26 protein-coding genes are annotated in these 21421 nt (G+C 46.5%); 15 read left to right on the top strand and 11 right to left on the bottom strand.

All coding sequences use genetic code 11. The annotated features are described in order from the left end of the window. Positions 1-68: 68 nt before the first annotated feature. The 5 genes from LPQ35_RS06520 to LPQ35_RS06500 all read left to right on the top strand — a co-directional run bounded on the left by LPQ35_RS06520 (position 69) and on the right by LPQ35_RS06500 (position 3802). Positions 69-554 carry a hypothetical protein gene (locus tag LPQ35_RS06520; protein ID WP_193807846.1) on the top strand — a complete coding sequence of 162 codons (486 nt, stop codon included), beginning with the start codon at positions 69-71 and terminating at the stop codon, positions 552-554. Beyond that, positions 544-1305: a 4Fe-4S dicluster domain-containing protein gene (locus LPQ35_RS06515; RefSeq protein WP_193807845.1), complete on the top strand. Its 762-nt coding sequence runs from the start codon at positions 544-546 to the stop codon at positions 1303-1305. Before LPQ35_RS06520 ends, LPQ35_RS06515 begins: the two co-directional genes overlap by 11 nt. A gap of 1 nt (position 1306) precedes the next feature. Continuing rightward, complete coding sequence (gene nrfD / locus LPQ35_RS06510) at positions 1307-2509, top strand: NrfD/PsrC family molybdoenzyme membrane anchor subunit (RefSeq protein ID WP_193807844.1); 1203 nt, start codon at positions 1307-1309, stop codon at positions 2507-2509. Positions 2510-2673: 164 nt separating this feature from the next. Next, positions 2674-3531 carry a cytochrome c3 family protein gene (locus LPQ35_RS06505; protein WP_193807843.1) on the top strand — a complete coding sequence of 286 codons (858 nt, stop codon included), beginning with the start codon at positions 2674-2676 and terminating at the stop codon, positions 3529-3531. 43 nt (positions 3532-3574) lie between these two features. Then, complete coding sequence (locus LPQ35_RS06500) at positions 3575-3802, top strand: hypothetical protein (protein ID WP_193807842.1); 228 nt, start codon at positions 3575-3577, stop codon at positions 3800-3802. Here the strand turns inward: LPQ35_RS06500 and LPQ35_RS06495 are convergent. Genes LPQ35_RS06495 through LPQ35_RS06485 form a run of 3 tightly spaced genes read right to left on the bottom strand, consistent with a single transcriptional unit; the run spans position 3799 to position 8093 of the window. Beyond that, a complete protein-coding gene (locus LPQ35_RS06495; RefSeq protein WP_193807841.1) occupies positions 3799-4572 on the bottom strand; it encodes a metallophosphoesterase in 774 nt (257 codons plus the stop codon). The two genes, LPQ35_RS06500 and LPQ35_RS06495, sit on opposite strands and share 4 nt — an antisense overlap. 39 nt (positions 4573-4611) lie before the next feature. Continuing rightward, positions 4612-6555, bottom strand: coding sequence for a type II secretion system F family protein (locus tag LPQ35_RS06490; protein ID WP_193807840.1), 1944 nt, complete (start codon positions 6553-6555; stop codon positions 4612-4614). After that, positions 6555-8093: an ATPase, T2SS/T4P/T4SS family gene (locus LPQ35_RS06485; protein WP_193807839.1), complete on the bottom strand. Its 1539-nt coding sequence runs from the start codon at positions 8091-8093 to the stop codon at positions 6555-6557. The genes LPQ35_RS06490 and LPQ35_RS06485 overlap by 1 nt, the downstream gene beginning before the upstream one ends. 84 nt (positions 8094-8177) lie before the next feature. On the opposite strand from LPQ35_RS06485, the gene LPQ35_RS06480 reads away from it, so the two are divergent. Next, positions 8178-10454, top strand: a complete 2277-nt coding sequence (locus LPQ35_RS06480; protein ID WP_193807838.1) for a DUF2341 domain-containing protein — start codon at positions 8178-8180, stop codon at positions 10452-10454. Positions 10455-10507: 53 nt separating this feature from the next. Further along, a complete protein-coding gene (locus LPQ35_RS06475) occupies positions 10508-11782 on the top strand; it encodes an acetyl-CoA C-acyltransferase (RefSeq protein WP_193807837.1) in 1275 nt (424 codons plus the stop codon). Between the two features lie 353 nt (positions 11783-12135). Here the strand turns inward: LPQ35_RS06475 and LPQ35_RS11190 are convergent, their stop codons facing one another. The 3 genes from LPQ35_RS11190 to LPQ35_RS06465 form a co-directional block, all read right to left on the bottom strand. After that, positions 12136-12222 carry an antitoxin AF2212-like protein gene (locus tag LPQ35_RS11190; protein WP_428832256.1) on the bottom strand — a complete coding sequence of 29 codons (87 nt, stop codon included), beginning with the start codon at positions 12220-12222 and terminating at the stop codon, positions 12136-12138. Positions 12223-12302: 80 nt separating this feature from the next. After that, positions 12303-12725 carry a type II toxin-antitoxin system VapC family toxin gene (locus LPQ35_RS06470; protein ID WP_346297592.1) on the bottom strand — a complete coding sequence of 141 codons (423 nt, stop codon included), beginning with the start codon at positions 12723-12725 and terminating at the stop codon, positions 12303-12305. Beyond that, on the bottom strand, positions 12694-12951 hold the full coding sequence (locus LPQ35_RS06465) for an AbrB/MazE/SpoVT family DNA-binding domain-containing protein (protein WP_193807835.1): 258 nt from the start codon (positions 12949-12951) through the stop codon (positions 12694-12696). The genes LPQ35_RS06470 and LPQ35_RS06465 overlap by 32 nt, the downstream gene beginning before the upstream one ends. A 169-nt stretch (positions 12952-13120) precedes the next feature. Between LPQ35_RS06465 and LPQ35_RS06460 the strand changes: the two genes are divergently transcribed. Continuing rightward, positions 13121-13438 carry a cupin domain-containing protein gene (locus tag LPQ35_RS06460; protein ID WP_193807834.1) on the top strand — a complete coding sequence of 106 codons (318 nt, stop codon included), beginning with the start codon at positions 13121-13123 and terminating at the stop codon, positions 13436-13438. Between the two features lie 95 nt (positions 13439-13533). Here LPQ35_RS06460 and LPQ35_RS06455 read toward each other — a convergent pair whose 3' ends face one another. Both LPQ35_RS06455 and LPQ35_RS06450 read right to left on the bottom strand, forming a co-directional pair. Continuing rightward, positions 13534-13776 (bottom strand): type II toxin-antitoxin system HicA family toxin, encoded by a 243-nt coding sequence (locus LPQ35_RS06455; protein ID WP_193807833.1) that lies wholly within the window; start codon positions 13774-13776, stop codon positions 13534-13536. Beyond that, positions 13739-14002 carry a type II toxin-antitoxin system HicB family antitoxin gene (locus LPQ35_RS06450; RefSeq protein ID WP_193807832.1) on the bottom strand — a complete coding sequence of 88 codons (264 nt, stop codon included), beginning with the start codon at positions 14000-14002 and terminating at the stop codon, positions 13739-13741. Before LPQ35_RS06450 ends, LPQ35_RS06455 begins: the two co-directional genes overlap by 38 nt. A 79-nt stretch (positions 14003-14081) precedes the next feature. Between LPQ35_RS06450 and LPQ35_RS06445 the strand changes: the two genes are divergently transcribed. Then, entirely contained in the window at positions 14082-14231 is a 150-nt protein-coding gene (locus LPQ35_RS06445) for a hypothetical protein (RefSeq protein ID WP_193807831.1), read from the top strand. 153 nt (positions 14232-14384) lie between these two features. After that, positions 14385-14819, top strand: coding sequence for a hypothetical protein (locus LPQ35_RS06440; RefSeq protein WP_193807830.1), 435 nt, complete (start codon positions 14385-14387; stop codon positions 14817-14819). A gap of 16 nt (positions 14820-14835) precedes the next feature. Here LPQ35_RS06440 and larE read toward each other — a convergent pair whose 3' ends face one another. Continuing rightward, a complete protein-coding gene (gene larE, locus LPQ35_RS06435) occupies positions 14836-15642 on the bottom strand; it encodes an ATP-dependent sacrificial sulfur transferase LarE (protein WP_193807829.1) in 807 nt (268 codons plus the stop codon). Positions 15643-15693: 51 nt separating this feature from the next. Here larE and purM point away from each other — a divergent pair, with 51 nt between their 5' ends. The 5 genes from purM to LPQ35_RS06410 all read left to right on the top strand — a co-directional run bounded on the left by purM (position 15694) and on the right by LPQ35_RS06410 (position 19967). Beyond that, positions 15694-16674 carry a phosphoribosylformylglycinamidine cyclo-ligase gene (gene purM, locus LPQ35_RS06430; protein ID WP_193807828.1) on the top strand — a complete coding sequence of 327 codons (981 nt, stop codon included), beginning with the start codon at positions 15694-15696 and terminating at the stop codon, positions 16672-16674. After that, entirely contained in the window at positions 16664-17557 is an 894-nt protein-coding gene (locus LPQ35_RS06425) for a bile acid:sodium symporter (RefSeq protein WP_193807827.1), read from the top strand. The genes purM and LPQ35_RS06425 overlap by 11 nt, the downstream gene beginning before the upstream one ends. Before the next feature lie 21 nt (positions 17558-17578). Beyond that, complete coding sequence (locus LPQ35_RS06420; RefSeq protein WP_048090230.1) at positions 17579-17758, top strand: 4Fe-4S binding protein; 180 nt, start codon at positions 17579-17581, stop codon at positions 17756-17758. Beyond that, positions 17755-18927, top strand: coding sequence for an NAD(P)/FAD-dependent oxidoreductase (locus tag LPQ35_RS06415; RefSeq protein ID WP_193807826.1), 1173 nt, complete (start codon positions 17755-17757; stop codon positions 18925-18927). The genes LPQ35_RS06420 and LPQ35_RS06415 overlap by 4 nt, the downstream gene beginning before the upstream one ends. Positions 18928-19079: 152 nt before the next feature. Beyond that, a complete protein-coding gene (locus LPQ35_RS06410; RefSeq protein WP_346297590.1) occupies positions 19080-19967 on the top strand; it encodes a C-GCAxxG-C-C family protein in 888 nt (295 codons plus the stop codon). 52 nt (positions 19968-20019) lie between these two features. On the opposite strand, the gene LPQ35_RS06405 is transcribed toward LPQ35_RS06410, so the two are convergent. Further along, complete coding sequence (locus tag LPQ35_RS06405; RefSeq protein WP_346297589.1) at positions 20020-20571, bottom strand: DUF447 domain-containing protein; 552 nt, start codon at positions 20569-20571, stop codon at positions 20020-20022. Next, positions 20559-21401, bottom strand: a complete 843-nt coding sequence (locus LPQ35_RS06400) for a triphosphoribosyl-dephospho-CoA synthase (protein WP_193807824.1) — start codon at positions 21399-21401, stop codon at positions 20559-20561. Before LPQ35_RS06400 ends, LPQ35_RS06405 begins: the two co-directional genes overlap by 13 nt. Positions 21402-21421 lie beyond the last annotated feature (20 nt).

Genomic DNA, 21421 nt, shown 5'->3' with positions numbered 1-21421 from the left:
AATAATAGTAAAATTTTTAAAGAAAGCCCAGATTTGGTTTAACAGTGAAAAACAAGAGGTGTTAAAAAATGCGAGCAGCGACGAGGAGATTTTTGCTGATATACCTGACATTCGTCTTAGTATTTTTAATGCTGAGAACTGTTATCGTCCCCCCCACATTCGGGGAGTTTACAGACGACTACACGTACAGATGGTTTAGAGGAGATTCAGTCAGAGAAATTATGCAGTATGACATGAAATTTGCCACGAAAGAAATGTGCGAGCAGTGTCATCCAGAAAAGGTCGAATTTCTGAATCGGGGCAAACATTCAACCCTGAGCTGTGAGACATGTCACGGACCGAGCATGAAGCACGTGGAGAACCCCACCACATATCACCCGGAAATAGATACCACAAGAGAGCTGTGCAAGCTCTGCCATGAGTTCAATCCCACAAGGCCTGAAGACTTCCCTCAGAAGTTTACTGACGAGCACGGTTACGGGCTTGCCTGTGTTGAGTGCCACAACCCTCACTCACCGTGGGTGTTCAAGAGAGGTGTTGACAATGGTCAGTAGAAGAAAGTTTCTGGCCATTATTGCTGCTGTCGCCGGGTTTGCCAGCTTTAAGAGAAAAGTAGCAGCTCAGGAGCCGGTTGAAGGCTACGACTGGAACAAACACAAATATGCCTTTGTCGTCGATACAACGAGATGCATTGGATGTGGAAGGTGCGTGAGAGCCTGCAAGATCGAGAACGAAGTCCCGATGAAGCCATTTTACTTCAGGACATGGGTGGAAAGATGGGTGTGGCTTAAAGATGAAGAGGGGCCCAAAGTGGATTCTCCAAACGGTGGATTTGACGGATTTCCGCCTACATACGATGAGAGGATGATATCTAAATCCTACTACGTCCCAAAGCTCTGCAATCACTGTGACAGACCTCCATGCGTTCAGGTCTGTCCGGTTGGTGCAACATACAAGACGAAAGACGGTGTTGTTCTTGTGGATGAGAAATACTGCATTGGGTGCAGATACTGCATCCAGGCATGTCCGTATGGGGCAAGATACCTCTATCCGGCCGATGGTCCGAGAGAGACTAGAAGAAACACCGCTGACAAATGCACATGGTGCTACCACAGGATTACCAGGGGCTACAAGCCCGCATGCGTTGAAGTGTGCCCTGTGGGAGCACGAAAATTCGGAGATCTGATGGATCCGGAAGATGAAGTCAGGAAGATCATAGAAGAGAGAAGAGTTCAGGTACTTAAGCCCGATATGGGAACGTTACCTCAGGTTTACTATATTGAGCTTGACTCGGAGGTGAGATGAAGTGAGTGAAATTCTCTGGCAGGTTCTCCAGCACGTTCAGGGATACATATACCCCAACGAGGTCGAGGTTAACTGGAGTGTCCTCATTGCTCTCTATCCCTACATAACTGGTCTCGTGGCTGGAGCATTTATTGTCGCATCTCTCGAAAGAATATTCAAAGTTGAGGCCGTGAAGCCCACCTACAGGCTTGCACTGTTAACGGCTCTCGCCTTCCTGTTATGCGCTCCACTGCCGCTGGTCGCGCATCTGGGACATCCTGAAAGGGCCCTTGAGATCATGATGACACCCCACCTCTCGTCAGCAATGGCAGGTTTCGGTTTCGTCTATGCCTGGTACCTTATGGCAGTCCTGCTGATAGAGCTTTACTTCGACTACAGAAAAGACATAGTAATGTGGTCCCAGGAAGTGGGTGGAATTAAGGGCTTTATATATAAGATACTCACCCTCGGAGATTACAACATAAGCGATGAGGCTGTCAAAGCAGATAACAAAATCGTGAACATCGTTACTGTTATTGGTCTCCCTTCAGCTGCGTTCCTGCATGGCTATGTCGGGTTCATATTCGGGAGCGTTAAGGCAAATCACTGGTGGAGTTCACCTCTGATGCCAATAATCTTCCTGTTCTCAGCGATGGTCTCAGGAATTGCACTCGTCCTGTTGATATACATAGTCAGCAGCTACATAAGAGGGGTTGAGCTTGACAGAGCCTGTACAGATACGCTCGCCAATTACCTGCTCTACTCATATCTGCTGGACCTCTCCTTAGAGTTCATGGAGCTTGCTCACCTGTTTTACACGCAGGAAGAGGGCATAGATGCAATAAGAGTGCTGATAACAGACAAACTGTTCTGGACATTCATCGTGATTCAGGTCTTCCTTGGCACCCTCGTACCGATATTCCTGCTGATAATCGCCAGGACAGGTATATTCAAGTTCAACGTCAGAAAATGGATATACATATTTGTCACCACTCTGACACTCATCGGCGTTTTTGCAATGAGATGGAATGTGGTGATAGGTGGTCAGCTGATATCAAAGACATACCTCGGGTACACAACATACATAATGCCACTATTTGGCCCAGAAAGCCTTTCACTCGCCTTAGCCATCTGGATATTGCCATTCATAATACTGGCGGTGTTGATCAAGCTGCTGCCACCATGGGAGCATCCGCACGAGTGGGAAAAAACAGAAGCCGAATAATTACCTTTTTATTTTTTCCGGGAATGGTTCACAAATTCCAAGCTATAAATCCCTGAGATTTACAGTTTTTGAAACTTTGAGAAAATCCATTAATCAACTTTATTTTCTTTTGCATTTAAGGTACAATACGCAAAATTTTTATTAACTGGGAAAGTGGGAAAGCCATGGAACGAAAGGCTGCAATGCTACTCCTTTTCCTGATAGTGGCAGGCCTGATAGTGGCTGCCGAAGGCTACAATACGTTCATGTTCATCGAAAAAGATCCAAGATTCTGCAAAACCTGCCACTTGATGGAAGAGGCATGGAACAAATGGAACCAGAGCCCACACCAGGGGATAACCTGTCACGAGTGCCATGAAGCGAGTATACAGGACAACATGAGACTGCTCGTAACATACTTCACCCTCCAGCCAGAAGAAGTTTCAGACGACGTCCACGTAGTGATACCCAATGAAAAATGCGAAAACTGCCACTTCCAGAAATCAGAAAAATGGCCATACGTTGCGGACACAGCGGGGCACAAATATCATCTGGAAAACGCCAAGGCCAACTGTATAGACTGTCATGGGGGAAGAGTCCACAAGTTCGTGCCGGACAACTCAGAGTGCAATAAGTGCCACAGCGATATATCCATGAAGGTTCCGCAGATGGATTTCCACTGCACCAACTGCCACAACTTCTTAGCCGACGTGAAGACAAACGGGGAAAACATCCTTCCAACATCACAGGACTGTAAGAAGTGCCACAAGGACAGAGACATCATCCTCGCACTGCCTGAAGGTGCCCATTCAGAGAGTGAGTGCAGCAACTGCCACCAGCCACATATAACCGCCGAGCCGTTCTCATGCCAGACCTGCCACAGCCTGCCAGACAAACCAATCCACAAGTACCACGCAGACAAAGACTGCAAGTCCTGCCACGTGCCCCACAAGAACATAGACGTCAGGACGATCTGTGAAACGTGCCACACAGACAGGAAAGACCACTACCCGACTCTCAAATGCACAACCTGTCACAAATAAAAGTGGAAAAATTTTTAAATACTCTTTCCAACTTTTTTGACATATGAAGCTCTTTGAGACCTTTGACCTGAAAACGATATTCATAATGCTGGTATTTGCGGGACTCGTGGTTGGAGGCCTTCAGCTGGCGTTCATGTGGTTATGGGTTCTCAGCTCTGGCGCGATTCCAGCATACGAAGGTGGAATACACGTAATTGCAGGACTCGTTGCTGCGCTCCTCGCAATAAACGGCCTGCTGAGGGTATACACCAGCTACAAAACAAAAAGCTAAAAAATTTCCCCAAAATTTTGGCTTAACTCATATCCATCTCTGAATTTTCCACAAACATTAAGTCTTGCAATTCTCGTACCATATACTCCCGTTGACCCGATGGTGACAACCATGCCATTATGCTCGACCTTCATAACCTTGTAGGGTTCATGACTCCTCACCACAACTTTCAAACCGAGATCCTCAAGGAATCTGTCGGTGGCTTTGGGACCGAATCTGTAACCAATCCCCCTTTCAAAATTCCGCACACATTCATTGTTTTCCCAAGGGTCATTCCACATCAGCTCAATCTCAGCATCCTCCCGCATTAATTCCGAACGCCTTACACCCCTATTGATGATCCTGCAGCCCCTTGTGTATATTCCACCATGCACCGCAAAGACATCGCCGTTTATTACACAGCAGCAGGGGAGCATTTTCCAGAATTTTTGAAGCTTTCTGTAAAACTCTGGCCCCCATTCCTCCCTCTCCAGCATGTAGGGTAAATCATGAGGCATTACATTCCCAGATTCATGATTTCCCCTGAGGAGAATAAAATCTCCGTCGATATATCCCTCGAGGATGGTCCTGTATACCTCAACCGGCTCGCCACCCCTGTCCGCATAATCTCCCAGGAAGATTACCGGTCTGAACGCTTCCCTCACTAAAATTTTCAGGGCTCTGGAATCGGCATGAATATCTCCAATTACCGAATACATTTCAGACTGAATGTCAGGCACTCGGGAATATCCTATACTCATTGCCTCGTCGAGAAGCTCAATCAGTTCCATGCATTATAATTGTTAAATCCACCAGTCAATATTTTTTCCTCAGACAAAATACGTGAAAGACACGTAGGTAATGAAAGTCAGGACCAGGGCGTGCTTGAATCCACCAGTAACCCTCATCTCCGATATCGTTCCTGCAATGATCCCCGAAAGAAATGAAATGAGATATAGTGTTCTCATGAATGTCTGTCTTATCATTTCAACATCAAATGACGCCTTCATCCCCATTACCTCAACATCCATTCCGGAGAAGACGACAAGAAACTTGGAAATAAGCAGATATGTTACAAAGATGAAAACCCCAACAGAAAGGTAAACTATGGCAAGGTAGGGCATGAGGCTGGACTTTAACCTCTTTCTGAATAAAATCTCAGATTCAATGAACCTGGAAACAGTAGTAAATGCATCCTTTACCGTGGAGTTTGTTTCAAGGGTCTTTACAGCTATAGGAATCGCCTTTGCAAAAATATCGCTTTTTATTCGATACGCAAGTCTCGAAAAGGATCTCGTGACGGGAAGACCGATCTCGACATATCTCCCAATGTCTGCAAATTCCCTCGACAGAATGTCAGTCCCTCCTCTGGATACCAGCCTTATCCCATCAAAGATAGAGACACCTGACTCGTTGAGCATGGCAATCTCACTGAAGAATTCAGGCAGCCTTTCCTCAGCTCGTGAAATCACCCTGTGCTTCATCTCAAAGATTACAGTAAGTACGGAAAAGAGTGCAAAAGCAGGTATTGCGTAATTTTCAGGCTCAATGTAATTTCTGCTCCATAAAATGTAGAACGCAGCAGCAGAGTAAAGAAGCACATGCACTGCCACTATCTTTGAGTCCATGTAGGCGATGGAGGTCGTGTAGGGATGCAGGGCAAATCTTACGATTTTGTTAATAACTTCTTTCACCAGGCTCCTTTTGAACCTCCTCACCTTCCTGGAATAGATGTAAACATTCGCCGCCAGGCCCTCATCCTTAACCACCACTATAGAAGATCCAGTAAACGGGAGAGTTGACCTCGCCAGGTAGATTATGAACACTGCGGAAACCGGGAGCAGGAGATAAATCATGTAAACATATCCATCCATTATGTCCTGAGAGATGAATTTTGAAACAACGAGTACGATCAGCAGCAGCAACGGAAACATCATGAATATGGAAATGTATATCTCAAACAGGATTTCCATGAAGCTCGTGACCTCATCAAAGGCGATGTCCTTCTCCTCCTCGTATTCTTCAGACTTGGATTTGAGATAATCTACCAGACTCCCTCCTCCCTGCAACACCACTATCAGGCTATCCAGAAACGCTGAAAGCTTTTTGCTCGGTGTCGTGTCTCTGACATACCTCATGCTCGAAAAAATGTCCTTCCTGAACACCTCAAAATGCTTGATAACTTCTTTCAGCTCAACGCTGACCTCTCCAAAAAGATAATGAAGCTTTGAAACCTCCTTCAAAACCTCTACTGGACTCAGACCTCCCACGGCCATTCCATACATCATATTTACTGCATGGGGGAGATACAGATCTATCTCGCCCTTTCTCCTGTTGGCCAGAAAGAATGGATAAGATAGAATAGCATATCTGGCAAGTCTGTAAAACAGGTAAGAGGGAATAAGCATGACAATGTAATAATACTTTTCGGCATAATACAACGCCAGGTGAGAATAGCCTGAAACCAAATCTCCAATCCCGAGATGGGGGACGTTTTTCACGGTTGGCATCAGAAACCTGACCAGTTCATTAACTGTAAAGCTGACTGCATATCTCGCAATATCGTCAAAAAACACCTTTACAGCAAGACTGAAAAAAATGAACGAGACCACAAATACCAGACATGAGTAAAAAGCAGCAGCTGCAAGAAACTCATACACGGTGAAATTCAGCCTGGAAGCTTTGAGGGCCCTGTCTATATCTGCATATTTCTTTCTGTTTTTCAGCCATTTCCGGGCATACCTTCTCCTCAAAAACGAAGGAGTATAGGGCATCAGGATACCTCCATTTCTTGGAGCTTCTCGAATGCGATTTCTGAATTTGCGTTATATAGTGAGACATACTTTACAAATTCCCCAAACCTCTTGACTCCCCGTTCTCTCAGCATTTCCAGAAACTTTGTCCGCCTATCAAGTTCTTCAAGCAATTCAGATACTGAAAGTCCCGTTGAACTCGAAATCGATTCCAGCTTGGCGGAAGAGGATGTCTCGATGAACCGGTCATCATGAGGTTCCCACCTGTAAACTGGATTCAGCAAAAGTTCCTTTGTTGTTGGTTCAATTCCAAGAATCTCGTACACGGACTTGATTCTCCTCTTTTTCTCGGTCTTAGTAACCCATCTGCCCTGAATCGCAACAGCATCAAGATACTGGATGAGAACCCTTGGCACATTCAGAGGGTCTTCCTCAAGCCTGTGGATGAGCTGGTTAACATCCCCAGCATGGAACGTTGCGTAGGCCGCATGACCTGTGGCCATTGCCTGGAACAGTGTCTGTGCTTCCTTACCTCTCACCTCTCCGACGATTATGTACTCAGGCCTCTGTCTTAAAGCTGCTCTTAACAGATCATACATATCGATTTCCTGCCCCTCTATGCTCAGCCGTGTGACCTCGGGTATCCAGTTTTCATGATATAGCTGAATCTCCCTCGTGTCCTCTATGGACACAATTTTGCTGTCAGGAGGTATGAACATCAGGAGAGCGTTGAGCGTTGTGGTCTTACCGCTTGCAGTCTCGCCGATGACCATAACATTCTTTTTGTTTTCAATTAAAATCCAGAAGTAGGCAAGCATTCTTGCGGAAATCGTGCCAAAATCCATCAGCTCAACCGGGGTGAAGGGTTCTTCTCTGAACTTTCGTATTGTGAATGTGCTTCCCCGCGTGGAGATTTCCGAGCCATAGGTTATCTGGATTCTGCTCCCATCAGGCAGGGTTGCATCAATGATTGGACTGGAGTAGCTGAGATGCTTGTTGGCTCGCTGAGCGAGCAAAAGAACGTAGTTATCGAGGACATCCTTCTCAAGCACTATGTTGGTGGACATGTTCCCGTATTTTCGGTGATATACGAAAATCGGAACCCCATACCCATCACAACTCACATCCTCGACATTCTCATCAAACAATATTGGCTCCACTATCCCGAGTCCGAGGAAATCCCGAACAAAATAGTAAAGAAGCTTGTAGAAAAGCTCATCTTTTGTTTTCACCGCATAGTCTCCAAGAACCTTTTTCAAACTTTTGAAAAGCCTGTCGAAATTGTCTTCTCCCATTAAATAAAGGAAACTCTGCCTCACATCTTCATAGATGGTATAGAGGAGCATAGCTTCATCTTCAGATATCTGGGGTTCTATCAGCCAGTATTTTTTTCTGTAACTCTCAACACTCTCAAGAATTCTGACCAGAGCCAGCCTGTCAATGAGCCAGTACTCATCAACAACGGTGTAACCCTCGGGAACCTCTTCTCCCTCAACAAGCTCCATTCCAGCATCCTCAATGAAGTTTCTGATACTGAGATAGTAAGGGTTGTTGAGCATCGAAATGAATTATTCTAAGAAAATAATAAATCTTTCCTCGATTTTTAGAAGGCTTTATATTATTGAAGTGACAGAATTGAAAACGTGTCTGGAGACAACAGTGGGGTCTCGCCAATAATTGGATTCATTCTCCTGCTCCAGATAATGATAATCTTCCTTGCCTTTGTTCAGACCACTCTGATTCCTGATCAGTTGAAAAAGATAGAGTATGACAACGTGAAATCCATTAAGGCCGAAATGGAAAAGTTCTCAGCCCTTATATCCTCTGGAAATAATGCATTCCTGCTTGTAAAAACTCCGGAATATCCTGACTATCTCTTTCTGCTAACACCCGAACCTGCAGGATTTTCAATCTGGACAGAGCCATTTACTGTAAACATCTCGGCCGAAATCACGCTGCCAAACGGCAGTAAACTGACACTTTCAAAGAGCTATGAGTCCAGCAGAATATACGTGAAAATTGATAACTACTTCTATCCTGATACAACCTTCATCTTTGAGAACACGGCAGTATTTCAGAAAAGCAACGGAGGATTCGGGATTGCAGGGGACCAGAAAATGCTCAGCGGAGGTATCAATCTTGTTATAATAAATTCGAGCGTCAACCGGGCATATAATTCCCCCCACGAGTTCTCATTCAGAGCAGTCTCTTCGGGCGGAAGATTTTATGCAGAGAATATCACAGTGGAATTTGAGAGTGTAAATCCAGACTACTGGGCAAGTGCAGGTTTATCTGTTTCGGGCGACAAGGTGAAGGCCACAATTCCATCTGGATTTCTATCCACCATCGTTATCTCGGACCACGAGTTCAAACCGAGTCCAAAGTACATGCTGAAAGTCAATCCATTTGATTCATACACACTGTCCGCTGGAGACATCCAGGAACTTGGTGTTTCACTTCTGGACGAGTATCTGAACCCAGTAACAGGTTTGAAAGTTAACGTAACCGTTTCCGGAGGGATAGGGAGCGCCGTTCCTTCGAAAGTAGAGACAGATATTTCCGGTGTTGCGAGAACGTCGTTCAAAGCCCAGAATGGTGGAAGCGGAAGCGTCATATTTTCAGCAGGAAGTCTGAGCACATCATACAACATAACTGTAATTCAGCCCCAGGGAACAAATGCAAGCTCATTGCTGCAGGTAAACTGGCTTGACAGCGGTGGAGTGTGGGACGCCGGGAAAGATGGCTTTAAGAAGACCCTGTCCGTCAGAGTTGTCGATTCCCAGTCCTCACCTGTTCCGGGTGTGGAGGTTAGATTTTCCGTCACAAATTCCTCAGTCATTGTACTGAACACCACCTCCGCACTCACAGACTCCAACGGGGTCGTTAATGTGCAGGCTACAGCACTTTCAAACGGTAGTGCAAAGATATATGCATTTGCGGGGGACAGTGGAGACGTTATTTCTCTCAGTGTGATAAACCTCACAAGAGCCTGGCACCTGAACGGATGGGCATACAGAGTCCCCATATACACCCAGGAAAATTCAGGTCAAGCTCTCTCAGACTACCAGATTCTGGTAACTCTTGGCCCTTCATTCAACTGGAGTGCCACGAATTCCGGTGGCTCGGACGTGAGGTTCACAGACATCGCAGGAAACGAACTGCCTTACTGGATAGAGGAGTGGAATCCAGGTGTGTCTGCAAAGATATGGGTGAAAATACCGTCACTGAACGCCGGGGAAAACAAGACCATATACATGTACTACGGAAACTCCGCCGCCGTGAGCAAGAGTGATGGAAACAGTGTATTTGTGTTCTTTGATGACTTCAACACTGATACGAGCTCAAACTACCAGACTCTTGAGGGCTGGAGCGGAACGCCGAGCTTCATCTGGAATCCTTCGGGAAGCGAGGTTGTAACAGATACCTCAAATGCTGACTTCTTCCTTGTCATAAACACGAACCTGAATCTTCCGGTAAGATTTGCTGTTGAGATACGAGCATACACGGGGGATGACGATTCCATCGGCTCATTGATCAGCACGGCAAACGGGGAGTACTATATCGCAATAATGAGAGTTTCAGACTACGACAGCACAAACACCAGGGGCTCTGAAGAAACGCTGATCAAGTTCAACACACTTCCAAGCGATTACTCTCAGGCAACTCTGCTGAAAACCCTCGGAAACTACGTCAATCCATCGTCCTGGCAGGTTGGAGGAATTGCATACGATGGTTCAAAGATTTTTGGAATATACAATCACATGATTGCTGGAAACTACACCACCGGAAGTCTGGCAATTGACAGGATAGGGCTAAGCACGCATGCCAACAACCCCCGTGCCCATTACGACTGGATACTCGTCAGAAATTTCGTCGATCCAGAGCCTTCAGTTACTGTTGGAGTCGAGGAAGCAGATTAACCGGACATGACAAAAACAGAAGGATTATATTTTTCTCCATCAATTGTGAAGTTATGCCAGCAGTCATTGTTGATGGTGTGAGAACTCCAGTGGGAAAATTTGGGGGGTCGCTTAAGGATCTGCAGGCTTACGAGCTCGGGGCGATTGCAATAAAGGCATTGATGAAAAAAGCTGGAGTGAAGCCACTCGCAACCAGAGATTCATACGACTTCTATCCCTCAAAGCTGCCGAAGGGCAGGATAGAGCTCGAGGGCGATTATGAGTTTGAAGGCGTGGAAGTGGAAATAGACGAGGTCATAATGGGCAATGTTCTGCAGGCCGCGCAGGGCCAGAATCCGGCAAGGCAGGCCGGAGTTTACTCGGGAATTCCGAAGGAGATCCCCGCATACACTCTGAACAAGGTCTGCGGAAGTGGTCTGAAGGCCGTTGTTGCTGCGGCTCAGTCGATCAGCGATGGGGCTAAAGCCGTAATTGCGGGAGGGATGGAGAGCATGAGCAACGCCCCGTATGCGATGAGAAAGGCAAGATGGGGCTACAGGATGAGCATCAACGCAATCGATGAGGTTGTGGACGTAATGGTCTACGACGGGCTGTGGGAGAAGTTCTACGGCTACCACATGGGGAACACAGCCGAGAATATAGCAGAGCTTTACGGTATAAGCAGGGAGGAACAGGACGAGCTGGCTTACGAGAGCCACATGAGGGCCGTGAAGGCGATAGATGAAGGCATTTTTGCTCAGGAGATCGAACCTGTTGTCATCAAGACCAAGAAGGGTGAGGTTGTTGTAGACACGGACGAGCATCCAAGAAGGGACACGAGCCTGGAAAAGCTCGCAAAGCTCCCGCCCGTCTTCAAGAAGGGTGGAACGGTTACGGCAGGAAACGCGAGCGGAGTGAATGACGGCGCTGCTGCTCTGCTTCTGATGGAGGAGAGGTATGCAGAGGAGCTGGGGCTCGAGCCGAAGGTGAGGGTTGTCAGCCACGCATCAGCAGGAATTGACCCGGCATACATGGGTCTCGGGCCGATTCCGGCGATACAGAAGGCGGTGAAGAGAGCAGGCATAAGCTTGGACGACATCGAGCTTATCGAGCTGAACGAGGCTTTCGCTGCCCAGGCTTTGGCTGTGGTGAAGGAGCTGAACCTTGACCTCGAGAGAGTGAACGTGCACGGCAGCGGGATAAGCCTGGGACACCCCATCGGCGCTACTGGGGCGAGAATAACTGTCACGCTAATCCACGAGATGGAGAGGAGGAAGGCAGATTACGGCCTCGCTTCGCTCTGCATAGGCGGCGGAATGGGGATTGCAGCTGTGTTTGAGAGGGTCTGAAAAATTCAAACCCCACAATTTTTTATCCTCACAACGCGAGGATTTTTCAAAAAAATCAACTCTTTCAAAGCCTCTGTCGAACGTTGTAGCCGCAATAAGCGCATCATTCGGGAGAAATCCGTATTATATGGACTTTAGGAGTTACCGTCATGCCAGCATTGCCTGGGAGTGCCTCAAAAAGGCTTAACAGCTCGTTTAAAGGGGTAAAATCGATTTCAATTTTAGTTATTTCTCCTTTTCAGTTCGTATGGAGGTAAAGCAATTACTGCACAAAACTTCCACTTCCAATCTCATCTATTTTTCCTTTGGGGATTTCCTTGGTTTTTTGGCTACACTCTCATATATCTCCATCTTCATCGCCGTTCCTTTTCTTTAGATCTGCCTTTTTCAAGAGAATTGAACACGCCACCCTCATAAACTGCCTTTATAACCTCCGGCATGACGAAACAGAGTTGTTGGGAGAATAGATGTAGATCTCCGAACCCTTCCGGCAAGGTATCAGAAACTCCTGAAAGACCCACTAAAGGAGCTCCTTGATAGCCTCACTGATACTCCAAACTCTGATTAGCCCTGCCTTCTTTATTTTGTCAAAATGCTTATCATTTGTGATCATTACCGCTTCAGCCTTAAGACAGGTCGAAGCATGGTAAAGATCTGCAAACTCATTTTCTGGCATGAATCTTTTACAGACCTCTATGCTTTCATAATCTGGCTCAATGAGTTGAATTCTGTCTCTGATAATCTCAAGCAGAATTCTCCCTGATTTACCAAGAAGTTTTTCGTATTTTTTGAATTCCGCCAGCAAAATCGAATTTCCGATAAGCTCAATCTCTTCGGAAAAACATAGCCTGAACATTAAGGCTGTGGATTTTGTAATTCCTGATTTTGCAGAGGAGATGAAAAGGTTAGTGTCAGGAAAGACTCTCAATTTTCTTTTCTGCAAGTTTGTTCACTTCCTCCTTTATTCTTTCAATGTCCTCTTCGCTCAGCTCCCTAAACTCGTTCAGCGCTTCAGCTATGAGATCGCTGAAGTCAGCCTTTCTTAGAATGAGGATGTTGTTGGCAAGCTTGAAGACGAGGAGTTCGTCATCCTCTTTAAGCTTCAATTCTTCTCTGATTTCTTTGGGGATCGTAATTCTGCCTCTTCGATCCATCCTGGTTATGGACATAATTACCCATTTGTGGGTAAAATATAAAGGTTTTTTCTCCCCTGTGGTAACTCACATTATCATCCAATTAAAACCAGATTGCCCAATTGCTGAGACAAATAAACAACCTCCGAGTGCCTGTAAAAAAGTTATATAAACTTCCAACAACAAAACACACCCGGTGAGCTGAATGCCGTCGGACTTGGAAGTTTCAAAACTCAAAGATCTTATTAACTATCAGGAAAACTCAATCGTGAGCAGAACAATAATTGACAGGGAAACCGGCACCGTAACGCTGTTCGCCTTTGACAGGGGGCAGGGGCTGAGCGAACACACAGCCCCGTTCGATGCAATGGTCTACGTTGTCGATGGCGAGGTGGAGGTGAAGATCTCCGGCAAGCCATATCGCCTCAAAGAAGGAGACATGATAGTGATGCCGGCCAACGAGCCTCATGCTCTGAAGGCTCTGAGCAGGTTCAAGATGCTTCTGGTGATGGTGAGGAGCTGAGGTGTGCAAGGTCTGTTCGCTTAAACAAAGATCATGGACAAAGCATCCACTTTACTGCTTTCCCATTCCGGTTCTTCAGAGCATACATTTATCGATCACCTTTTCTTAAACTCGTTATACTTTTCTACGAACTCCTCCATACTCATCTGAAGGTCTTCCCTGATGATTTTTCTGAGCAAACCCTTCGGGATTTCACTATTGCCGTGCACCGGAATTGTGGTAACTCTCCCATCCTCAGATTTCAGCCTTACATGAGAGCCTTTCATCCTCACAGGTTTAAATCCGAGCCATTCGAGAAATTTAAGGAAGTCTCTTGCTTTTATCAGTGGCAATCGCATGCTCTACTTCCACCTCTCTGTAGCCTATGAATTTCAGACTCTCATCCAATCCCTCTTCTTCCAAGCACATCTCAATTACTTCCTTTATGTTCCCTAAAGCCTCCTCTATCGTCTCGCCGTAACTGTGACATCCTTTGAACAGCGGACAGCTGACTATGTAGTAACCGTCCTCGTCAACTTCAACTATTACCGGAAACCTCAGCTTCTTTACTTCCAACTGTTCCATAATCCCACCTTTCCAGCTTCGATTATTTTGTTTTCACCTTAAAAAGTATTCCGCTATTCTTGGTGTTATGTAGGCTTCGATGAATGCCGCTATTACGATCAGGATTACTGGTCTTGTTACTGGGCTTGCTGGGCTGAGTGTATGGCTCAGGCGTGTACACCAGTACCGGGCGTGCCACCCAGAGGTGGTGTTTGCGAGATGTGCTGGCCATTACTTGAAACCTGCTTGATGTTTGTACCAATCACTTGGGAAGCCTGCATCTTAGCCGCAGGATGTTTTGATGTAGCATCGGGTCAGTGTGGGTGGAGCTGCGGTCAGCAATGCTTCACAGTAATCGAGTAATTTTTAACACTAATTTTTTGCAAATTTTTGGGGTGGTAAGATGAAAATCGGACGAGAAATCAAGATTGTTTCAGGAATTATCTCCTTCTTGGTTGTTTTTTACCTCCTGAATCCAGCTCATGAGTCATTGTTGAGGCTGCTGGAAATTTCAGGAATTTTACTTGTCACTTTTCTGGCATTTTTCGCCTCCAAAAACCTGAACCCCCGCTTAAGGTACAGGGTAACACTTCTGGTATCGCTTGTTTCCGCAATGCTTATTGGTTATGTAACAAGAGGGAAGTTTCTATCTCTCAAGTACAGCTTCATAATTCTCATGTTACTTTTTTTGACAATAATTTCACCTTACCTGCTGAAACTCGTCCGCTTAGAACCTGAGCAGGAGTTGTCCGCTATAGATCTGCTTAAAATCGTGCTTCTCGCTGTGATTATAACAATGTATGTCCTCGGAATTGCACTTATTACTTACCAGTTTTAGGGAAAAAATTACAAAGTCATTTAGATTGCCCAGAAAGCTTTCCAGTCCTGTACCCCTCCAGATCCATCAGCACATTCTTATAACCAAGCCTCCTCAGCTCTTCCACAATCCTGTCCATCACTTCCTCGCTGAAAAGCCTGCCCCTCTCCCCCCTGCCCACCTCAATCACCGCGTTCTCACCAAAATCTCTTACCCTTACCTGCCTTACTCCAGCAATGGCCATGACGAGGTTTTCGGCTGCATCAATCCTTCTGAGCTTCTCTTCGTCTATCTCAACCCCGAACGGGATTCTTGATGAAAGGCATGCCATGGATGGTTTGTCCGCAAACTCGTATCCCATTTCTCTCGCTATCTCTCTTATCTCGTCCTTCGTGATGCCGAACATCGCCCAGGGAGAATAGACATCCTCGAACTCCCCTATTGCCTTATATCCGGGCCTGTGTCCCCTTAGCTCATCAGCATTGGTGCCTTCAAAAACGGCCTGAATTCCCTCCTTTCTTGCAAACTCGGTTATCCTCGAGAGGAGCATCTTCTTGCAGAAGTAGCACCTGTTGGGAGGGTTCTTCCTGAAGTTCTCATCCTCAAGCTCGTTCAGTTCAATGAAAACATGCCTCACCCCAATCTCTCCGGCAAACCTCTTCGCATCCTCGAGGTCGCGGGATGGAACGGTGGGGCTTGAGGCTGTTACCGCAACAACCCTATCATTTCCAAGAACTTCAGCGGTAAGGGCGAGCAGGGTGGAGCTATCAACTCCTCCACTGAAAGCTACTGCAACACTTTCAAACTGAGATATGAAGTTTCTGAGACTCTCAAGCCTGTCCATCACTCCACCATTTGCAGTAGATTTTTTAAGGTTTGGCGTGAAAGGCAGAGCATGAAATCTTACGCTGATGCCGGAGTTGACATAAAGAGAGAGGAGAAGGCAGTAAAAAGCCTCATCTCTGGACTGAGGTTCGTCAGAAAGGGTTTCGGGCAGCCCATCCTGACGAACCACTACGCGAGCGTTATCGATGCCGGAGAGATCTGCATTGCAATAACCACGGATGGGGTCGGAACGAAGATAAAGGTTGCCGAGATCATGAACAACTTCAGAACCATAGGCATAGACTGCGTGGCGATGAACGTCAATGACCTCTACGCCATAAACGCCGAGCCAGTTGCGATGGTGGACTACATAGCCACAAACAGGCCTGATGAGAGGATCATGGCAGAGATAGGAGAGGGATTGAATAAAGGCTGTGAGATGGCCAACATAACTCTGGTTGGCGGTGAGACTGCGACGCTCGACATAGTCAGTGGATGGGATTTGTCCGGAACTGTGATAGGCTTCGTTGACAGAAAAAAGATGATCACCGGTGAGAAAATCGAGCCGGGTGATGTTATCTTCGCCATTCCGAGCTCGGGCATCCACAGCAACGGACTGACTCTGGCAAGAAAGCTCGTGGAGGAAAATGGCCTGAACTACTTCGACAGATTTGAGGACCACACCATTGGGGAGGAACTACTCGTTCCTACGAGGATATACTCTGAGGTGCTGGAGATTGCCAGAAAGCATGACATCCACGGGATGGCTCACATCACAGGCGGAGGATTGCTGAACCTGAAGAGGCTGAAAAAGGTTAAGTTCGTGATCGACAGCCCGCTCAAGCCCCAGAAAATCTTCACCTTCCTGCAGGATCTTGGGAGCATAGAGGTAGAAGAGATGTACAGAACGTTCAACATGGGAATGGGCTTCATGCTGATATGTGACGAAAGCACAGCGGAGGAGCTGAAGAGAGAGGTAAAGGGAGACATTGTAGGGCACGTCGAAAAAGGAGAGGGAGTGTATCTGGAGGAATTGAGAATTGATAACTAAGCTTCTGCCCATATTTATTTCTGCCTCGACGGGATATGCCCTCGGGAGGTTTGTGGATACGGGTGGAGTTCAGGGTCTGCTGTCCACCCTTATAACTCTCCTTGTACTCACGACAATATTTCCGTCGATGATCCTATTCAGGTTCGAATCTGCAGGAGTGTCGAAAAAACCTCTGTTGGCCTCACTGCTTATAAACTTCGTCTACTCTCCCTTATTCGCCCTGTTAATCCTTAAAACAGGAAGCAACCACATAATGAAGGTTGCCCTTGCATCTTCACTGCTCATGCCAGTTCCGAGCATGAATTCAGCATATGTTATCATTTCGGGAGGAAATCTCGAACTGACAGTATCACTCATGGCAGTAAACTTTCTCACCGGAGTGGCGCTATATCCTCTTCTCCTCTCCACAATCTCCGGTATCCACAACCTCGGAATTGATCCGGTTCAGATCTCAGAAACTCTCATGATTGTAATTGTTCTGCCCCTCCTTTTCGGACAGGTGTTAAGAAAATTTGTAACGCCCTCACGAGAGGTTGTTTCAAAATTCACTGAAGTCAGCCTGAATGCTCTCGTGTTCACAATATTTCTGTCGAAGGCCAGTCTGATCCACCCCACCAGCTTTATTGTTCAGCTTCCGTATTCAGTTGGATTCATACTCTCGTCAGTATTTCTCTCGGAGGTCATATCAAAAATATCCGGGATCAAAAGGGAAGAGCACCTCTCATACGTGTTTCTCAGCACTGGAAAAAACAATTCAACAGTAATAGCAATTTTAACACTCGCACTTTCACCCCTTTACGCAGTATATGTATTGTTTCATCAGTTTATTCAGATAGTTCTCCTGCTCGCTTATGCCACCGCAAAAGCAGAAAAGATTATTTAATAAATGTTCTATTTCCGAATCATGAAAAAGCTCATAGTAAACAGATACAGGTGTGGCTACTGTGGAGCGTGTGTTGCAGTCTGTAAATTCAACGCCAACGAGCTTGTTGAAACATATCTCGAAATTTATGAAGATAAATGCACATTATGTCAGGCCTGTGTCAGAACCTGTCCAATGAACGCTTTAGAGGTGGTCGAATGACTGACTACGATGTTGTTGTCGTTGGGGCAGGGCCTGCCGGAAGCATAGCCGCAAAAACTGCTGCTGAGAAGGGGCTTGACGTTCTTCTGATCGAGAAAAGGCAGGAAATCGGTGTTCCAGTAAGATGTGCCGAAGGTGTGAGCAGAGAAGGGCTTGAAAAGTTTGTAAACCCTGACAGCAAGTGGATTGCCAGTGAGATAGAAAATGCCGAAATCATCTCACCTTCAAATCATAAAGTTGTTCTCTCTGCTGAAAATGCCGGAAATGAGGTTGGATACGTCCTTGAGAGGAAGATTTTTGACAGACATCTTGCAAGACTCGCCTCCAAAGCCGGTGCAGATGTTTTGACGAAGACATCCGCAGTATCGTTCAAAAGAGAGAACGGCACTGTAAAACTTGGAATAAGGAGTATGGGTGAGTTCAGCGAGATTACCGCAAAGATTGTAATAGGTGCAGATGGTGTTGAGAGCAGGGTTGCGAAGTGGGCAGGAATAGATACCACTCTGAAGCTGAATGAGATCGAGAGCTGCGTGCAGTACCTCATGACTAACATAGATTTTGACGATGACACGACCTACTTCTGGGTTGGCAGAAAGTACGCTCCGGGCGGCTACATCTGGCTGTTTCCAAAGGGAAAGGATGCAGCGAATGTCGGAATCGGCGTTATGCCAAGTCTCGCAGAGAAAAGTGCAAAATGGTATCTTGACAGGTTTATAGAAGAACATTTTCCTGATGGAGAGATAGTCGAGGTTGTTGTTGGTGGTGTGCCAGTTAAGGGGGCAATTGACACTGCAGTGGCAGACAACGTCATGCTCGCAGGTGATGCTGCCAGGCACACGGATCCAATAACAGGGGGAGGGATAATCAATGCAATGAGTGCTGGCCATCACGCAGCCATAGCTGCTTATGAGGCTATCGAAGCAAATGACTACAGCAAAGAGTTTCTGAGAAAGTACGACGAAAAATGGAAGTTAGACTTCGGAGAGAGCCTCGTTAGAAACAAAAAGCTTCAGGAAAAAATGATGAGACTCGATGATCCAACCCTGGACAGGCTGGCTGAGAGCCTTGAAGGGATGCCAATTGAAGAGATGAGCGTCAGGAGACTTGCTTTCGAGCTGTTTAAGAAACATCCAAGACTCCTGTGGGATCTGAGAGAGTTCATAGTTTAATCTCACTTTTTTCGGATTAATTTTAGCATAATCGGGTCAAAGCGCAGTTACGAGAATAATCCATCTGTTTTTATTATTCATTGTTAAATGTTACATATGGAACGTTCAAAATGTTTATATGCATCGAAGTTCACAATCATAATGGTGATAATATGTACAGGCGAAGTTTCCTCGGAATGATGGGGGCTGCTTTTGCGACTGCTCTGATGGGGTGCGCACAGGAGGAGGAAAAATTAGCCACAACACCACAGCCAGCAGGCACACCAACCCCAGAAGTTGCAGAAAAAGAAGCCCCATCACTGCCAGAGCCACCATGGGAGTACAAGAAACTCGACCTGGACAAGGTTGCAGACCTCGGATACCAGGGTTACTGCGGAAAGACCTTCGACGGGGAAGAACTCCCCGGAGCGCACTGCTGTTTCGGTTCATTCTATGCAATAGTAAAGGCCCTTGCAGACGAGGTCGGTTCACCCTATGAAGAATTCCTGCCAGTTGCAAGCATATCCACCGTCGGAAAGGGCGGAGTCGTTGGATGGGGCACACTCTGTGGAACCCTGAACGGTGCCGCATGGGCCGCATATCTGTGCCTGCCCGAAGAGGAGGCAGATAAGGTCGTGAACGAGCTTTACGCATGGTATCAGGTCGAAGAGCTACCCAAATACAAGCCACCGAAGGCCATGAAGGCTGAGCTTGACCCAATGCCAAGTTCTGTGGCAAACTCACCGCTGTGCCACGCTTCAGTCACAAACTGGTGCGAAGTTTCTGGATACAAAGCATTCTCACCAGAAAGAAGCGAGAGGTGTGCTAGACTCACCGCAGACGTTGCAAGGAAGGCTGTTGAGCTTATCAATGCCATGCACGATGGAACCTTCGCCTATGTGTACTACGAAATGGACGATGACCTGAACACGTGCGGATCATGCCACTCCAACAAGGGTGGCCTGATTGAGAACACAAGAGGAAAGATGCACTGTTCGAGCTGCCACACAGAAAGCGGTGCAAAGAACATCGAAGACGTTTCAGGACATCCGAAGGTTTGATTTTCTTTTTCACACTTTTTACATTCTCTTCTCCAGGCTTTGCAAAATAATGTTAGTCAAGTCCAGCATATTTTACAAGCAGGTTATATGCCTCCTTTTCCCTTCTGCTCCCGCATCTTTCCACCACCCTGCCATAATACCTGATTTTATCAGCCAGAGTTTCACTTCCCGACAGAATATACCTTGTTGCATGGACTGTAGCCTCAATAAGGGCGTTGAATCCTCTGTTAACGGCCCTAACCTCTTTTCTCAGCACATCGCCTTCCAGAAGGTCAAGAACGGCGAAATTCCCGTCAAGCCTTGCTCTAAACTTCATCCAGCTCAGGCTGCCTTTTATAACCGGAGGTTCGAGACTCTCAAACCACTCCTCCCCGAGATCTTCAAAAGCAGAGATGACAAAAACAATAGGGTCATGAACGACGTTTACGTACAGCATCCCACTTTTCTCGAGAAGCTCCCTCGTATGATTGCTGTACAGCCTCACCCGGATATCATCCCCAACGATTAGTCCTATAGGTGCAGTATTTATCCATCCGCCAAAAGTGATTCCTATGACCTCATTTATCCCCTCATACAGCCCAAACTTCTCGATCAAAATCTCCACCCCTCCACAAGAGCGAGAAAAATGGATGCTATTGTCAGATCAGCCACACTTCCCGGATTAATCCCTTCCGAGATTAGAAGCCCATCAAGTTCGTCAAACACTGCAAAGTTTTCCGTCTCTTTGTAAACATTCAATGCATCCTCAGCAAGAGCTTTAACTCTGCATGCCACATCCATCCCTTTTTTGGCAACAATCAGAGGGTCGGGTAACTCTGCCAGGAAAGACATGTAGGTAAGAACTATCGCCCGGTTCACATCGCCTGTTTCCGAATAGTATGAAAACAGCATTTCTTTTCCACTGTTGCAGAGCTCAAACCCTGACACGTATTCCTTAGCAATGAAATTCTCCTCAGGGGCAAGTTTCATCCAGTCGTAAAGATTCAGCCTTTTCCGAACAATTTCTACCTCAACATCGTCCATCAGATCGAGTTTTTCGGCATTCATAACCCTTGCCTCGGACATGTCAAACGCTTTTTTCACCCATAAAGAGTCCTCGTATGTGGAGGCTTTAACAGCCCTGAAAGCCTTGTCCACATCTCCTTCCGAATAAACAAGCGGTGTTAAAAGAAGGAAAGCTCCGAAGTGGACGTTTCCGGCCTCATGCCCCTCTCTCGTCGTAGCAACAAGATCGTAAACACCTCTACCAATTGAAACTATGTTTTTAGCAATTCTGAGAAAAACAGGGAAAGCCGAGGCTGCTGAAACAAGGAAATGTTCGTATCTCAGATCGTCGAAGTTGTGAAGTCTGTCCACATTCCCTGGCTTGGGATTGGCAGACACCTCAAGCAGCATCGAAAGCACTGCCTTTGATGAGATGCTTTCCTCATCCATCCTATCACCTTTTTAAATCG

This window comes from Geoglobus acetivorans (assembly GCF_039641995.1).
In the GTDB taxonomy this organism is placed as follows: Archaea; Halobacteriota; Archaeoglobi; order Archaeoglobales; family Archaeoglobaceae; genus Geoglobus; species Geoglobus acetivorans.
This window is presented reverse-complemented; position numbering and strand designations above follow the sequence as displayed.